Genomic DNA, 15,243 nt, shown 5'->3' with positions numbered 1-15,243 from the left:
GGGCGCAACAACAGTTAACGCGGTGACAAGGCGCTAGACCAACCCTTTGATCCCCGTTGCGGTGGTGCCGCTGTCGCGCACTTTTGAGATGCGAAACGGGTAGACGACCCCCGCCATCAAACCGGGCAGAGTGATTGCATCCCCGCTTTTCAGCGTCACCGCGACATCACCGGCCCCACCGACCATAAAGCCACGGGTGATCTGCGGCAGGTCGGCGGTATCGTCGGGCACAATATCAAAGGCCCCGCAAATAGGGCCGGTCAATCCTGCGGTATAGTCGTTGAAATTGTCGGTAATTGGCATGTCGCTCTCCGTTTGGTGAAAAGCGCAGCTTGGTCTACCGATCCTACCTAAATCTTACCCCACCGTGCGGAGCACCCCCAAGGCCAGCAACCAGCCTTGGGGAAGATCATTTACGCAAGCTTGCCGTGGCAATGCTTGAACTTTTTGCCCGACCCACAGGGGCATTCATCATTGCGCGCAGGGGTGCCCCACGTGCTTGGATCATTCTCATCGAACCCCGCCACAGCGGTCGAACCGGACGCGGCAGCGGCGGTCGAAGCCGGCGCTTCGCTGTTCTCTTCCGCCGCCTGCGCTGCGTTAACCTGCGCCGCGGCCTGACGTTCCTGCATTTGCGACAGGATTTGCTGCTGCTCTTCCTCTGTCATCGGACGGATCTGACCCAGCTTCTGGGTCACTTCGGTCCGCAGGCTGTCCAGCATGCTTTCAAACAGTTGGAAGGATTCGTTCTTGTATTCGTTCAACGGATCACGCTGCGCATAGCCGCGGAAACCGACGACCGACCGCAGATGTTCTAGCGTCAGAAGGTGATCACGCCACTTGCCGTCAATCGCCTGCAACAACACCTGCTTTTCGATGTTGCGCATGTTCTCGGGGCCGAATTGTTCAGCCTTCTGGGCCATCATGTTTTCGCTGGCTTCGACAAGACGTTCGCGGATGACCTCATCGTCGACGCCCTCTTCCTCACACCATGCTGCAACGGGCACATCCAGGTTCAGCTGATCCGCAACCGCGGCCTGGAAACCTTGTGTATCCCACTGATCTGCATATGTTTTTGGCGGCATGAACTGGTCGATCAAATCGTCGATCACCTGCTCGCGCATGTCGGCGGTGATCTCTTGCAGGTCGGCAGCTTCCATGATGTCGCGGCGCTGGCCAAAGATGACCTTCCGCTGGTCGTTCATCACATCGTCGAACTTCAACAGCTGTTTGCGAATGTCAAAGTTGCGCCCTTCGACCTTGGCCTGCGCGCGCTCCAACGACTTGTTGACCCAAGGGTGTACAATCGCTTCGCCCTCTTTCAGGCCAAGCGTCGTCAACACTTTCTCAAGCCGTTCAGAGCCGAAAATACGCATCAGATCGTCTTCGAGAGACAGGTAGAAGGACGACCGGCCGGGGTCCCCCTGACGGCCCGAACGGCCGCGCAGCTGGTTATCGATCCGGCGGCTTTCGTGACGCTCGGACGCCAGAACATAAAGGCCCCCTGCGTCGAGCACTTTTTTCTTCTCGTCAGCGTGTTCCGCTTCGATCTTTTCACGGATCGCAACGGGATCGGCATCAGGATCAGCGTCCAGCGCTTCAATCACCTTCAGCTCGACGTTGCCGCCCAGCTGAATGTCGGTGCCGCGACCGGCCATGTTTGTCGCGATGGTCACCGCGCCGAACTTGCCCGCATCCGCCACGATCTGCGCTTCCTGCTCGTGCTGGCGCGCGTTCAGAACGTTATGCTTGATGCCCGCTTCGGTCAGCATCTGGCTCAGCATTTCGGATTTCTCGATAGAGGTGGTACCCACCAGAACCGGCTGGCCTATCGCATTGGCTTCTTTGACCTTTTCGATCATCGCCTGATATTTTTCCAGCGCCGAACGATAGACCTGATCGTCTTCGTCCACACGTGCAACCGGCACGTTGGTCGGGACAACGACAACACCCAGCCCGTAAATCTCGGCGAATTCTTCGGCTTCGGTTTCGGCAGTACCCGTCATGCCCGCCAGCTTGTCATATAGGCGGAAGTAGTTCTGGAAGGTGACCGAGGCCAGTGTCACGTTCTCGGGCTGGATCTGGCAGCCTTCCTTCGCTTCGATCGCCTGATGCAACCCGTCGGACAGACGACGACCGGACATCATACGCCCGGTGAATTCATCGATCAGCATCACCTCGCCGTCGCGCACAATGTAATCCTTGTCGCGCTGGAACAGCTTATGCGCCCGCAAACCCTGGTTCACGTGGTGCACGATGGTGGTGCTTTCGGGGTCATACATCGTTAACCCTTCTTCCAGCAAGCCGCGGCTGTGCAGCTCTTGCTCGAGGAACTCGTTCCCTTCGTCGGTAAAGGTCACGTTGCGGGTTTTCTCGTCCAGCTCGTAGTGGCTTTCCTGCAGCAGCGGGATCACATCGTCGACGATTTTATACATCTCGGAGCGGTCTTGCGACGGGCCAGAGATAATCAGCGGCGTCCGCGCCTCGTCGATCAGAATACTGTCGACTTCATCCACGATGGCAAAGTTGTGCTGTTTCTGGAAAATCTGGCTCAGCTCAGACTTCATGTTATCGCGCAGATAATCAAAGCCCAGCTCGTTGTTCGTGGCGTAGGTTACGTCGCAATCATAGGCGGCGCGTTTGTCTTCCTCGGTCATGCCGGACACCGCAGCGCCCGTGGTCAGCCCAAGCGAGGCAAAGACCTTGCCCATCCAGTCGGCGTCCCGTTTCACGAGGTATTCGTTCACCGTGACCACATGCACGCCCTTGCCGGTCAGCGCATTGAGGTAAGCGGCCAGCGTCGCGGTCAGGGTTTTACCCTCGCCGGTTTTCTGCTCGGATATATTGCCCTGATGCAGGAAAATCGCCGACATCAACTGCGTGTCAAAGGCGCGCAGACCCAAGGTCCGGCGGGCGCCTTCACGGCAGTTCGCAAAAGCTTCCGGCAGCAGATCATCAAGGCTTTCGCCGTCAATGGCCCGCTTGCGCAGCTCTTCCGTTTTTTGCTTCAGACCGTCGTCGGTCAAAGCCAAGAATTCTTCTTCCAGCGCGTTGATCTTTTCAACCAGCGGGCGGGTCGCCTTGATTTTACGGTCGTTTGGGGTCCCAAAGACTTTTTTGGCGAGTGTTCCGATGCCCAGCATGCAATCTCCTGCCGAAGTTATGTTCCAAGGCGTCCATCTGCTTGCCGAGCCGCCGGACAGCCCCTAGATACAAGACTGAACGTGCGCCAAGGCCGCGCCCATAGGGCGATGTAAGGGCCGCACTAAACCGTGTCAATGTAGCAGCCCCTTGTGGCTGCCAAACCAAGGACAGATACATGCAAAAACCTCTCACTTTTCTGGCACCATTCGTGGTGGCAGCTTCGCTCGCCCTGCCCGCTGTTGCGCAGGACGACACTGCCGAAAACACGGATGCGCAGACAGACGTCACCGCTGAAACCGTGGTTGCCACGGTCAATGGCACCGACATCACGATTGGCAGCATGATCATTGCCCGCGCCACCCTGCCCGAACAATATCAACAGCTTCCCCCCGAAGTCCTGTTCAAAGGCATTCTGGATCAGCTTGTGCAGCAAACCGCCTTGTCGCAAGATTTTGACGGCGAAGTGCCAAAGCGGATCGAGATGGCGCTTGAAAACGAACGTCGCCAGCTGATCGCGGGCGAAGTGATCGAGAGAGCAATGGCCCAGGACGTCACCGAGGAAGAGCTGCAAGCCGCCTATGACGAAGCTTACGCCGATGCAGAACCGACCGAGGAATTCAGCGCGTCGCATATTCTGGTAGAAACAGAAGAAGAAGCCCAAGCCGTCAAGAAAGAGCTGGATGAAGGCGCGGATTTTGCCGAGCTGGCGAAAGAAAAGTCCACCGGTCCTTCCGGTCCTGCGGGCGGTACTTTGGGTTGGTTCGGGCCCGGCATGATGGTGCCCGCGTTTGAAACCGCCGTTGCCGAGCTTGAAGTCGGCGCTGTGTCTGATCCCGTTGAAACCCAGTTCGGCTGGCACGTGATCAAACTGGACGACAAGCGCCAGAAAGAAGCGCCCAAGCTCGAAGACGTGAAGGACGAGCTGGAAACCCAGGTCCGTCAGGTCAAGGCACAGACCCTGATCGAAAAGACCACCGAAGCCGCAGATGTTGACCGCTCGGCGGCTGACACAATCGACCCTTCGGTTCTGACCAACCTCGGCCTGCTGGAGTAACAAATGGGCAAAATCACCGCTGTATCCCCGCTGGCACCCGATCACTTCCCTGATCTTCCTGTCATCGATGGTGTGCGTTTCGCCACCATCGCGGCGGGGGTACGGTATCAAGGCCGCACCGATGTGATGCTGGCCGAATTGGCGCCGGGCTCTACGGTGGCGGGGGCGTTTACACGCTCTGCCACCCGCGCCGCGCCGGTTCTGGATTGTCAGGCCAAGATCGGCGCGACATCAGACACCGGTGCCGCGATCCTGGTCAACTCGGGCAACGCCAACGCCTTCACCGGCAAGGGCGGCGTCACCGCGGTCGAAGCAATTACCGCTGCGGTTGCTGATGCCTGCAACATTCCCCAATCGCGTGTCTTCACATCTTCAACAGGTGTGATCGGCGAACCGCTGCCCTACGACCGGATTACGGCTGTTCTGGCGGACCTTAAGGGCGCGTTGTCCGACAAGGGCATTTCCGATGCGGCCAAGGCGATCATGACCACGGACACCTTCCCCAAAGGGGCTCGTGCCGAGGTCGAGATTGACGGTGAAACAGTCTCTATCGCGGGGATTGCGAAGGGATCGGGCATGATCGCGCCAGATATGGCGACGATGCTGGTCTATATCTTCACCGATGCGGTTGTGAGCCAACCGGCGCTGCAAAAGATGCTGTCGACCCATACCGATAGCACCTTTAACTGCATCACCGTGGATAGCGACACATCGACCTCCGACAGTTTGATCCTGGCTGCAACTGGCGCGTCGGGCGTGGATGCCAGCGAAAGCGATGCGTTCTCGGGAGCGCTGCACGGCGTCATGCTGAACCTCGCGCATCAGGTTGTGCAAGATGGCGAAGGGGCGACCAAATTCGTCGAGATCGCCGTGACCGGTGCCGCTACGGATGACGACGCCAAGACCCACGGCATGGCCATCGCCAATTCCCCCCTCATCAAGACCGCCATCGCGGGCGAGGACCCGAACTGGGGCCGCGTGGTGATGGCCGTCGGTAAATCAGGTGCTGCTGCTGATCGGGATCGCCTGTCGATCCGCTTTGGCGATATCGAGGTGGCCAAAGACGGCTGGCGCAGCCCCGACTACTCGGAAGAGGCAGCGGCGGCGCATATGAAGGGCCAGAACATCACCATCGGCGTTGATCTGGGCCTTGGCGACGGCAAAGCAACGGTTTGGACCTGCGACCTGACCCACGGCTATATCGAGATCAACGCGGACTATCGTTCGTGAAGGTTATCCTTGTCTCGGCGGTTGCCCTGATCGACGTGGACGGGCGCGTGCTTTTGGCACAGCGCCCGCCCGGCAAATCCATGGCCGGTTTGTGGGAGTTTCCGGGCGGCAAGGTCGAAGCCGGCGAAACCCCCGAAGCCGCGCTGATCCGCGAGCTGCAAGAAGAACTGGGCATCGACACATGGGCCTCCTGCCTTGCCCCGCTGACCTTTGCCAGCCATGCCTACGATGATTTTCACCTGCTGATGCCGCTGTTTGCCTGCCGCAAATGGAACGGCACACCGCAGGCGCGTGAGGGGCAGACCCTGAAATGGGTCCGTGCCAATGCGCTGAAAGATTATCCGATGCCCCCTGCGGACATTCCCCTGATTCCGATCCTGCGCGACTGGCTTTAGGGCCAGCGCGACCTCGCCGCTGTTTCTTTACGCGCGTGAATACTGCATCCTCGACTTTTTTGTTGCTAGACTTAGGCAAATTGTCGCTTATAAAGATGCAACTTCAGGTTCTTCTGGGAGGAAGCAATGCTTCGCACAATCACCATCGGTTCCACCGTATCCGTCCAGGGTATTTTCGTCCGCGACATGCCCGACGGCCGCGTATCGGTTAAGGTTGATGACGCGATCTATACCGGCAAGCCAATCCAGCGCCGGAACTGATCAGGCACACGCAAAACATCTGAACCATCCCCCTGCCCCAAGCGTTTGCTTAGGTCATCAAGGATGGATCAATCATGAAGCCTCAACGTGTTATCGTTATTCTGAACAAGGGCTCCGGCCGCCAAGACGGGACAGAGCGTAAGTCCCGGATTTCAGAGAGGTTTCAACACCACGACATTCCCGTCAGCTTCGTTGAATTCTCGCCCAATGGCGCGGATTTGGGACAGGTGGCGCAATCCACTGCCGAAGCGAACCCCGATGCCACCATCGTCGCGTCAGGCGGCGATGGAACGATCAGCGGCGTCGCCTCGGGCTTGGCGCATGTGCCCAACCAGATGGGGATTATCCCCGCAGGCACCTTTAACTATTTCGCCCGTTCGCTGAACCTGCCCGAAACCGTTGACGAAGCCGTGGATGTCATCGCCAAAGGCGTCCTGCGCCCCACGGACATCGCCAAGATCAATGGCAACGCGTTTCTGAACAACGCCAGCATCGGGGCCTATGCCGCCATCCTGAAAACCCGCGAAGGCATCTATGACCGCTGGGGCCGCAGCCGTGTCGCGGCCTATTGGTCGGTGGTCAAAGCGCTGGCAACACTCCGCGCGCCGCTCAGGCTGACGGTGACGATTGATAGCAAATCCTTTAAACATAGGACACCGCTGGTCTTTGCGATCAGCAACGCCTTTCAGCTGAACCAAATGGGGCTGAGCGGCGAAGACTGTATCGCCAAGGGCGGCATGGTGCTGCTGGTTGCCCCCGATACGAACCGCTGGGGGTTGTTCAAACACGCCGCCGCGCTGGCCCTTGGGGTCGCGAAACGTGAAACCGACTATCAAATGCACTGCGGGAACGAGATCACGCTTGAGATGCCGCATAAATCACGCCCCGTCGCCCGCGACGGAGAGCTAAGCCGCATGAAAGGCCCGTTCAAACTGCACATGCAGCGCGAGGCCCTGCAGCTGATCGTTCCTGCCGAATTCAACGAGGCCGTCAGATGAGCACATTGGTACATCTCTCAGATTTACACTTCGGCAAGGATCGACCCGACCTGCTGGAACCGCTGCTCTCTTGTGTGAACGAACTGAACCCCGATATGGTCGCCATCTCGGGCGATTTCACGCAGCGCGCGCGGCGGAGCCAGTTCGAGGAAGCGCATAACTTTATCCAGCGGATCAACGCGCCTGTCTTGGGTGTGCCGGGGAACCATGATGTCCTGCTTGACCGCCCGTTCCAGCGGTTTTTCATGCCGTGGCGGCGGTATCGCAAATGGATCAACGCCGATCTGACGCCTCGGTATGAAGACGACGATATGGTCGTCATCGGCATCAACTCGGTCGATCGCTTTTCGTGGCAGACGGGAAAGCTGACGGCAGGGCGTATCGCGCATGCCTGCAAGGCGATGGACGACACCGCCGCGCGCAAAGCCCGCGTGTTAGTGGTGCATCACCCGCTAGAGCATCCCAATCACACCAAGAAAAAGCCCATACCCGGTGCCGAGATCGCGCTGGAAAAGCTGCTGTCTTGCGGGGCGAACCTGATCCTGTCGGGGCACCTTCACACGTGGCACGCAGAGAATTTTACCGTCGAATCCGGCGGCACCACGGCGATCCAGTTGCATGCGGGGACCAGCCTGTCGTCGCGCGTGCGCGGAGAGCCGAATGATTTCAACCTTGTGAAAATCTCGGACGATCAGGTCTGTGTCGACCGGCTGAGCTTTAACGAAGATAAACGGGTCTTTGAAACGACAGAAGCCCGGACATTTAACCGGGCTTCTGATCATCAGATATCGGACGAAGTGTAACTTAGTCCAGCGTGCGTACGACTTCTTCACGTGTGAAGATTTCGATAACGTCGCCCGGACGGATGTCTTCGTAGTTCTCGAACGCCATACCACATTCCTGGCCTGACGGTACTTCGGCAACTTCGTCCTTGAAGCGCTTGAGCGTTTTCAGCGTGCCTTCGTGGATCACGACATCGTCGCGCAGCAGACGCACACCAGCGGCGCGGCTTGCTTTGCCTTCGGTCACCAGACAGCCCGCAACCTTGCCAACGCCAGTCACTTTGAACACCTCTTTGATCGACGCATAGCCGATGAAGTGTTCGCGGATCTCGTTGCTCAGCAGGCCACTTGCGGCAGCTTTCACATCATCAACCATGTCATAGATGACCGAGTAATACCGGATCTCGACACCCTTCTGGTTTGCCGAGGCACGGGCCGATGCGTTTGCACGCACGTTGAAACCGATGATCGGCGCGTTGGAGGCTTCGGCAAGACCAACGTCGGTATCGGTGATCGCACCCACGCCCGAGTGAAGGACGCGCACGCGGACTTCGTCGTTGCCGATTTTCTCCATCGCTTGAACGATCGCTTCGGCAGAACCCTGAACGTCTGCTTTGATCAACAAAGGCAGCTCGCTAATGGTTTCATTCACTTTGGCGTTCGCCATCAGCTGTTCCAGCGTCGTGGCAGCACCAGCCGCAGCGCGTTTGTCTTTGGCGGCTTTTTCACGGTATTCCGCAATCTCGCGCGCCTGCGCTTCGGTGTCGGTGACGTTCAGAACGTCGCCCGCACCCGGTGTCCCGTTCAGGCCAAGCACCTCTACCGGCACGGATGGGCCTGCCTCTTTCACGCGCTCGCCCTGATCGTTGATCAGCGCACGGACCTTACCGTACTGCTCGCCCACAACAAAGATGTCGCCCTGACGCAGCGTACCGTTCTGAACAAGAACAGTCGCAACGGGGCCGCGGCCCACGTCAAGCTGCGCTTCGATCACGGCACCGACCGCGGCGCGGTTCGGGTTCGCTTTCAGTTCCAGCAGTTCCGCTTGCAGCGCGATGGCTTCCAGCAGTTCGTCCAGACCTTGACCCGTGGTGGCCGATACTTCGACGTCCTGTGTTTCACCGGACATCTTTTCAACGATGACCTCGTGCTGCAGCAGGTCCGTACGGACTTTGTCAGGGTTGGCTTCGTATTTGTCGATCTTGTTGATCGCCACGATCATCGGCACCTTGGCCGCTTTCGCGTGGTTAATCGCTTCGATCGTCTGAGGCATCACAGCATCATCCGCCGCGACCACCAGAACGACGATGTCGGTGACCTGCGCACCGCGCGACCGCATCGAGGTAAAGGCCGCGTGGCCCGGTGTATCGAGGAAGCTCAGAACCTGACCGTTGTCGGTTGTGACCTGATAGGCACCGATGTGCTGCGTGATACCGCCCGCTTCGCCGGACTGAACCTTGGCTTTGCGGATCGCGTCAAGCAGCGATGTCTTACCGTGGTCAACGTGGCCCATGATCGTGATGACCGGAGGACGCGAGACCAGATCTTTCGGATCGTCTTCGGCTTCCTTGATCACGTCTTCAACGTCAGCGTCGGAAACGCGCACCACTTTGTGGCCGAATTCCTCGATGATCAGCTCGGCTGTGTCAGCGTCGATGGTTTCGTTCTGTGTGACCATCATGCCGTTTGTCATCAATGCTTTGACGACAGCGCCAACGCGTTCGGCCATCCGGTTCGCCAGTTCGGAAACCACGATCGCCGGAGGCAGGTTGACGTTGCGCACGACCTTTTCACGCTCGACCGAACCGCCCATTGCCTTCTGGCGCTGGCGTTCCTGCTTGCGTTTCATCTGCGCCATGGACCGTTGACGGCCACCTTCGCCACCGGACAAAGCCTGGTTCAACGTCAGTTTGCCGGAACGGCGGCTATCGTCGCCACCCTTGTTGCGCTTGTTGGTTTCCTCGCGGTCGCCTTCTTTCTTGCGGGCCGCAGGGGTCGGTGCGCCGGATTTGATGTTCGGCGAACGCGGCGCGACAGGGGCCGCTGCGGGGGCTGCGGCAGCGGCTGCTGCGGCTTCCGCTTCTTTCTTGCGGCGCTCGTCCTCTTCGGCTTTCGCCTTCAGGCTTTCCTCGCGCTCGCGCTCTTCGGCTTCTTTCGCCTCGATCTCGGCACGACGACGCTCGCGGTCTTCCGCGCGGGCCTTTTCCTCGGCTGCGCGTGCTTCGGCTTCTTCCGCCTCGCGGGCGCGGGCAGCCTGAACCGCCTTCAGCCGGCGTTCCATTTCGGAATCGGTGATCCCTGCCGGACGCTTGGAGGGATCCCCGAGCGATGGATTGCTACCGCCGCCGGCTTTTGCGCCAGCAGGTTTGGGCACCACAACGCGCTTGCGCTTGGTCTCGACCACGACGTTTTTCGTCCGCCCGTGGCTAAAGCTTTGCTTTACGTTGCCGGGACGCGAAGACGCTCCCCGCAGGCCCAATGTCTTTTTGCCGTCACTATCGCTCATGAAGCTCGTCTATCCTTTCGGGTGACCGTTGCCACCCTCGTTTATGCGCACGCCTTTTAACCGCTGAGCCTCCTCTACAACACGAGAGGTAAGACCACCAGAGGCGAGCGCCCCATGTATCACAGTTTGGCGTCCGAAAGCCAAACCCAATTCGTCTGCCGTCAGCCAGCCAATGTAATGGCCGTAATGCGGCGTGCTTAGTTTCGATTTGCCGCGGCCCGATCCATCTACTGCCTGGATCAACACTTCGGCTTCTTCCATTTGCAGCCAACCTTTGACTTTTTCGTAGCCCGCAACGGCCTTGCCCGCCTTGCGTTGCAACGAAATCAGGTCAACCACACGGCGGACAAGTTGCTTTTCAACTTCATCCACCAAATCATCCGCAACCTTGACAGGTTGCTTGGCCGAGCGAGCGAACAGACCCTTCTTGGCCGCTTTCTCCAATGCGGCCCGATCCGCTGACACATACATCCCCCGACCGGGCAGTTTTCCCATGATATCCGGGAAAACATGCATGTCGGGGCCAATGACAAAGCGGATCAGCCCGTTTTTGGGCTGCGCCTCGCCAGTGGCGATACACTTTCGTTCGGGACCGTCTTGCCGGTCTTTAGAAACGCCACCACGTGTCATATCGTTCCCCAAGGCCCCGCGATCAGGCCTCGGCCTCCTCGTCCGTGTCGATGTCGGCATCGAACTCTTCGTCGACATCATCCGCTTCAAGCTCGGCAGGATCGACCCAGCCCAGCAGGACGCGCGCGGTCATGATCAGCTTTTGCGCATCTTCCAGCGACAGATCGAAAGGTTCAAGTGTCCCTTCATCCTTGGTGCGTTCGCCATTCACGGTAGTCCAGCCGCCGGCCAGCTCCCAATCCGCGCAAGTCGCGAAATCTTCGAGCGTTTTTACGTCGTCTTTGGCCAGTGCCTCAATCATTTGGGGTGTCAGACCGTCGAATTCAATAAGCGTGTCGTCCACACCCAAGGCGCGCGCCGCATCAAGCGCCGCTTTGTTCTGCGCTTCGATCACGTCACGGGCGCGGGCTTGCAGTTCGCTTGCGGTGTCTTCGTCAACACCGTCGATGACCAGCAGCTCGTCCACTTCGACATAGGCGACTTCTTCGAGGTTGGTAAACCCTTCGGAGACCAGAAGCTGGGCAAAGAATTCGTCCAGATCCAGATTGTCCATGAACAGCTTGGTGCGCAGTTCGAACTCTGCCTGACGGCGCTGGCTCTCTTGCTCTTCGGTCATGATGTCGATGTCCAGACCGGTCAGCTGCGACGCCAGACGCACGTTCTGACCACGACGGCCAATCGCCAACGACAGTTGTTCTTCGGGAACGACGACTTCGATTTTGCCCGCTTCCTCGTCCAGAACAACCTTGGAGACTTCAGCAGGCTGCAACGCGTTCACCAAGAACGTCGGCTGGTCTTCGTTCCACGGGATGATGTCGATCTTTTCGCCCTGAAGCTCGTTCACAACGGCCTGAACGCGGCTGCCGCGCATACCAACGCAGGCCCCCACAGGGTCGATGGAGCCATCATAAGAGATGACAGCGATTTTCGCGCGCGAACCGGGGTCACGGGCGACGGCCTTGATCTCGATGATGCCGTCATAGATTTCAGGCACTTCCATCTTGAACAGCTCGGCCATGAACTCAGGCGCGGTGCGGCTCAGGAAGATCTGCGGGCCACGCTGTTCGCGGCGCACATCCTTGATGTACACGCGGATACGGTCGTTCGGGCGATAGCTTTCGCGGCCGATTTTCTCGTTGCGACGCAGGATCGCTTCGCCAGCGCCCACATCGACGATAACGTTGCCATATTCCTCGCGCTTGACCAGACCGTTGATGATAGTACCGGCGCGGTCTTTGAATTCTTCGTACTGGCGGTCACGCTCGGCTTCGCGGACCTTCTGCAAGATCACCTGCTTGGCGGATTGTGCGGCGATACGACCCATTTCAACCGGTGGGACTTCTTCGCTGAATTCCTGACCGACTTCGGGGTTCGCCATATACTGCTTGGCCTGCTCTACCGTGAATTCCGCCTGATAGTTCTCAAGCTCGTCATCGGCCACAACCGTACGCACACGGGTAAAGGTCGCGCGACCGGTCTTGCGGTCGATGGAAACGCGAATGTCCATCTCAGCGCCGTAGCGCGACTTCGCCGCCCGAGCGAGCGATTCTTCCATCGCTTCAACCACGAGATTGGGGTCGATCATCTTTTCGCGGGCCACAGCCTCGGCGGTTTGCAGCAGTTCCAGCTGGTTGGCAGATGTAATGGCCATTTAGTCGTCTCCCTCGGTGGACCCTTCGGTCTCGATGTCATCGAATTTGGTTTCGTCAATCGCACCGGACGCTTTGCGTTGGCGCAGCATTTCTTTGATCAGATCGTCGGTCAGAACCAGTTTGGCGTCGGTCAGCCAATCGAACTTGAGCCCGATGGTGCCTTCCTCGACGTTGATCAGCACCTCGTCATCCTCGACGCCCGCCAGCTCGCCCTTAAAGCGGCGGCGGCCGTCGATCAGTTCGCCGGTTTCGATCTTGGCTTCATAGCCCTCGAACATCTCGAAATCCTTGAGCCGCGTCAGCGGGCGGTCGATGCCGGGGCTCGACACTTCAAGGGTGTATTCATCAAGGATCGGATCCTCGACATCCATGACAGCGCTGATGGATTGGCTGATCAGGGCCAGCTCGTCCACCTCGATACCGCCATCGGGACGGTCTGCCATCACCTGCAACGTCGTCGATTTGCCCGACATCAGGCGAACGCGCACCAGTTCAAACCCCATATCCTCGATCACCGGTGTGATGATCTCGGCCATGCGGCGATCAATGGCTGCTTTTGCAATCAGGTCGTTGTTCATAATCTCACTATCATCCTGCGGTTTCGAGCAGGCACAAAAAAACGGGCGCGCGGCCCGTGTTCAAGATCGGTGGAGCCTCAGGTGTGGACCCCGATGCGCCGCTGTTGAGACGTCATATACGCCCGTATATGTGAAACTGCAAGCCCCGTGTGCCTGCCCTGCTTAGGCCAGCCACCAGCGTTCGGCGGCGCGCAGGTTGTCCAACGGGCGATGCTGGCCGGTGCGCAGGGGCATGGCGATGCTGCGTGACACCGCATGGGTCACCCCGCGTGCATGGGGCAGCAAGGCAATATCATCATAGGATTGAAGGGCTTCGCCATCATTCAGGTCTGCCGCTTCGACCAGATATTCAGCCATCGCCTGCGCACGGACCTGCTGCGCGGGAATGGACACCAGTTCAACCGTATCGAACCAACCGGCGCTGCGCCCTTTGTAGTGATCCGCCACACGTTCGGCCAAAACCTGCTGACCCGGCGTAAATCTTCGCAGACGGTACAGGCCGGTGCCGATGCCGTCGTCCATCCCGTGGGCGGCGCGGATCACATGACGCGGGTCCGCCAGCGTAAAGGGCAAGTCCATCGCGGGCGCATCCATCGTGATGCGCAGCTGATGGGGGCCTGTCGCCTCTACCACACCGTCCAGCGCGAGGGACGCGACAACATCGCGCGCGGTCATGGGGCGTTGATCGTGAAACAGCACATCCTTGCGCAGATCGACCAACCAGACGCGCCCGTCGGCGCTGCCCTGCCAAGCTGTTGCCAGCTCTCCGCGCAGGGTGCCGTCAGCGGCGATTTCGGTCAGCGTATCAAAGATCAACCCCTGCCGCGCCACCTGCATGAACAGACCATCGCCCTGCCCCCAGGTATCGCTGCGCGCCGCCCCCGACAGCGCCATCCGCAACCGCCCGCCCGCTTTGGGCATGGACGCCGCCGACACCCCTGTCGCCGCCAGCAAGGCCGCCGCAGCACCCGAGGCAAATAAAGCACGGCGATCCATCAAAGAGCGGGTCATTGCGCGGCAATCCTGTCCATCGTGCGCACCAGTTCGGCGCTGATGCCGGGTTCAGACAGCGCATGACCGGCATTGCGCACCATCTTCAGCTCGGCATTGGGCCAAGCCTGCGCCAGTTCATACGCGCTGGAGGGGGGGCAAATCATATCGTAGCGGCCTTGCACAATCACGCCGGGGATATGGGCAATGCGGTCCACATGCGCAAGGATCTGGCCATCAAACTCAAGAAATCCGGCGTTGGTGAAATAGTGATTCTCAAGCCGGGCGAAGGTGCGCGAATATTCCCCCGGGCCCTCATACGACCCGCCCGATGCATGGATCGAGGCCAGCGCATTTTCCCACGCGGCCCAGGCCTTGCCGTATTTCACTTCGGTCATGCGGTCGCCACAGAACAGCCGGCGGTGGTAGGCAGCGATCAGATCGCCGTGCTCGGCTTCGGGGATCAGGCCGGTAAACCGCGCCCAAAGATCGGGCCAGAACTTGCCCGCGCCGCCGCCATAGAACCAGTCAAGCTCCGCCTGCGTCATCATGAAAACGCCGCGCAGGATGATGTTGCGCACCCTCTCGGGGTGGGTTTCGGCATAGATCAACGCCAGCGTCGCGCCCCAGCTGCCACCAAAAGCGATCCATTTCTCTATGCCAAGCGCTTTGCGGATGCGTTCGATATCCGCGACCAGATCCCATGTGGTGTTATTGATGACCGACGCAAAAGGCTTGGACCGCCCGCACCCGCGTTGGTCAAACAGGATCACGTGATATTTTGCCGGATCGAAATAGCGCCGCATCGACGGGCTGCACCCGCCGCCGGGGCCGCCATGCAGGACCACCACGGGGATGCCATCGGGGTTGCCGCATTGTTCGACATAGATCGAATGACCATCGCCCACGTCCATCATCCGCTGATCGAACGGGTCGATCGGCGGGTGAAGATATTGCACTGCGCGCTTTTGGTCCGGGATTTTGTCCATTACAGCCCTATATAGTCATTGGACCCAAAAGAGC

General features: G+C 59.2%; 14 protein-coding genes. 6 read left to right on the top strand and 8 right to left on the bottom strand.

Annotated features, from left to right (window positions below):
* Positions 1–33: 33 nt before the first annotated feature.
* Together ACTRWK_RS06090 and secA are read right to left on the bottom strand one after the other, a co-directional pair.
* Positions 34–303 carry a spike base protein, RCAP_Rcc01079 family gene (locus tag ACTRWK_RS06090; protein WP_005850873.1) on the bottom strand — a complete coding sequence of 90 codons (270 nt, stop codon included), beginning with the start codon at positions 301–303 and terminating at the stop codon, positions 34–36.
* Between the two features lie 110 nt (positions 304–413).
* Complete coding sequence (secA, locus tag ACTRWK_RS06085) at positions 414–3,143, bottom strand: preprotein translocase subunit SecA (RefSeq protein ID WP_037942361.1); 2,730 nt, start codon at positions 3,141–3,143, stop codon at positions 414–416.
* Positions 3,144–3,319: 176 nt separating this feature from the next.
* Here secA and ACTRWK_RS06080 point away from each other — a divergent pair, with 176 nt between their 5' ends.
* From ACTRWK_RS06080 to ACTRWK_RS06055, 6 genes are all read left to right on the top strand, one after another.
* Entirely contained in the window at positions 3,320–4,198 is an 879-nt protein-coding gene (locus tag ACTRWK_RS06080; protein WP_462843826.1) for a peptidylprolyl isomerase, read from the top strand.
* Positions 4,199–4,201: 3 nt separating this feature from the next.
* On the top strand, positions 4,202–5,428 hold the full coding sequence (argJ, locus tag ACTRWK_RS06075; RefSeq protein WP_462843825.1) for a bifunctional glutamate N-acetyltransferase/amino-acid acetyltransferase ArgJ: 1,227 nt from the start codon (positions 4,202–4,204) through the stop codon (positions 5,426–5,428).
* Positions 5,425–5,823 carry an 8-oxo-dGTP diphosphatase MutT gene (gene mutT, locus ACTRWK_RS06070; protein ID WP_005850865.1) on the top strand — a complete coding sequence of 133 codons (399 nt, stop codon included), beginning with the start codon at positions 5,425–5,427 and terminating at the stop codon, positions 5,821–5,823. Before argJ ends, mutT begins: the two co-directional genes overlap by 4 nt.
* A 126-nt stretch (positions 5,824–5,949) precedes the next feature.
* Complete coding sequence (locus tag ACTRWK_RS06065; RefSeq protein ID WP_005850863.1) at positions 5,950–6,084, top strand: hypothetical protein; 135 nt, start codon at positions 5,950–5,952, stop codon at positions 6,082–6,084.
* A 74-nt stretch (positions 6,085–6,158) separates the two neighbouring features.
* Entirely contained in the window at positions 6,159–7,082 is a 924-nt protein-coding gene (locus ACTRWK_RS06060; protein ID WP_462843824.1) for a diacylglycerol/lipid kinase family protein, read from the top strand.
* Positions 7,079–7,885, top strand: coding sequence for a metallophosphoesterase family protein (locus tag ACTRWK_RS06055; RefSeq protein WP_037942368.1), 807 nt, complete (start codon positions 7,079–7,081; stop codon positions 7,883–7,885). Before ACTRWK_RS06060 ends, ACTRWK_RS06055 begins: the two co-directional genes overlap by 4 nt.
* A 1-nt stretch (position 7,886) precedes the next feature.
* Here ACTRWK_RS06055 and infB read toward each other — a convergent pair whose 3' ends face one another.
* From infB to pip, 6 genes are all read right to left on the bottom strand, one after another.
* Positions 7,887–10,370 (bottom strand): translation initiation factor IF-2, encoded by a 2,484-nt coding sequence (gene infB, locus ACTRWK_RS06050; protein WP_462843823.1) that lies wholly within the window; start codon positions 10,368–10,370, stop codon positions 7,887–7,889.
* Positions 10,371–10,379: 9 nt separating this feature from the next.
* On the bottom strand, positions 10,380–11,000 hold the full coding sequence (locus ACTRWK_RS06045) for an RNA-binding protein (RefSeq protein WP_005850857.1): 621 nt from the start codon (positions 10,998–11,000) through the stop codon (positions 10,380–10,382).
* Positions 11,001–11,022: 22 nt separating this feature from the next.
* Positions 11,023–12,651 carry a transcription termination factor NusA gene (nusA, locus tag ACTRWK_RS06040; RefSeq protein WP_005850855.1) on the bottom strand — a complete coding sequence of 543 codons (1,629 nt, stop codon included), beginning with the start codon at positions 12,649–12,651 and terminating at the stop codon, positions 11,023–11,025.
* Entirely contained in the window at positions 12,652–13,230 is a 579-nt protein-coding gene (gene rimP, locus ACTRWK_RS06035; RefSeq protein WP_005850854.1) for a ribosome maturation factor RimP, read from the bottom strand.
* Between the two features lie 162 nt (positions 13,231–13,392).
* Complete coding sequence (locus ACTRWK_RS06030) at positions 13,393–14,241, bottom strand: ABC transporter substrate-binding protein (protein WP_289081932.1); 849 nt, start codon at positions 14,239–14,241, stop codon at positions 13,393–13,395.
* Positions 14,238–15,209: a prolyl aminopeptidase gene (gene pip, locus ACTRWK_RS06025; RefSeq protein ID WP_074636697.1), complete on the bottom strand. Its 972-nt coding sequence runs from the start codon at positions 15,207–15,209 to the stop codon at positions 14,238–14,240. The genes ACTRWK_RS06030 and pip overlap by 4 nt, the downstream gene beginning before the upstream one ends.
* Positions 15,210–15,243: the final 34 nt, after the last annotated feature.

This window comes from Sulfitobacter sp. G5_S2_6_S6 (assembly GCF_054968505.1).
The sequence above is the reverse complement of the archived record's forward strand: the minus strand, read 5'-3'. Positions and strand labels throughout refer to the sequence as shown.

Bases quoted from the DNA above. Each gene is read 5' to 3' on its own strand.
- infB (WP_462843823.1), bottom strand. From the start codon at position 10,370: ATGAGCGATAGTGACGGCAAAAAGACATTGGGCCTGCGGGGAGCGTCT.
- argJ (WP_462843825.1), top strand. From the start codon at position 4,202: ATGGGCAAAATCACCGCTGTATCCCCGCTGGCACCCGATCACTTCCCT.
- ACTRWK_RS06090 (WP_005850873.1), bottom strand. From the start codon at position 303: ATGCCAATTACCGACAATTTCAACGACTATACCGCAGGATTGACCGGC.
- secA (WP_037942361.1), bottom strand. From the start codon at position 3,143: ATGCTGGGCATCGGAACACTCGCCAAAAAAGTCTTTGGGACCCCAAAC.
- nusA (WP_005850855.1), bottom strand. From the start codon at position 12,651: ATGGCCATTACATCTGCCAACCAGCTGGAACTGCTGCAAACCGCCGAG.
- rimP (WP_005850854.1), bottom strand. From the start codon at position 13,230: ATGAACAACGACCTGATTGCAAAAGCAGCCATTGATCGCCGCATGGCC.
- pip (WP_074636697.1), bottom strand. From the start codon at position 15,209: ATGGACAAAATCCCGGACCAAAAGCGCGCAGTGCAATATCTTCACCCG.
- ACTRWK_RS06065 (WP_005850863.1), top strand. From the start codon at position 5,950: ATGCTTCGCACAATCACCATCGGTTCCACCGTATCCGTCCAGGGTATT.
- ACTRWK_RS06060 (WP_462843824.1), top strand. From the start codon at position 6,159: ATGAAGCCTCAACGTGTTATCGTTATTCTGAACAAGGGCTCCGGCCGC.
- ACTRWK_RS06055 (WP_037942368.1), top strand. From the start codon at position 7,079: ATGAGCACATTGGTACATCTCTCAGATTTACACTTCGGCAAGGATCGA.
- ACTRWK_RS06045 (WP_005850857.1), bottom strand. From the start codon at position 11,000: ATGACACGTGGTGGCGTTTCTAAAGACCGGCAAGACGGTCCCGAACGA.
- ACTRWK_RS06080 (WP_462843826.1), top strand. From the start codon at position 3,320: ATGCAAAAACCTCTCACTTTTCTGGCACCATTCGTGGTGGCAGCTTCG.
- ACTRWK_RS06030 (WP_289081932.1), bottom strand. From the start codon at position 14,241: ATGACCCGCTCTTTGATGGATCGCCGTGCTTTATTTGCCTCGGGTGCT.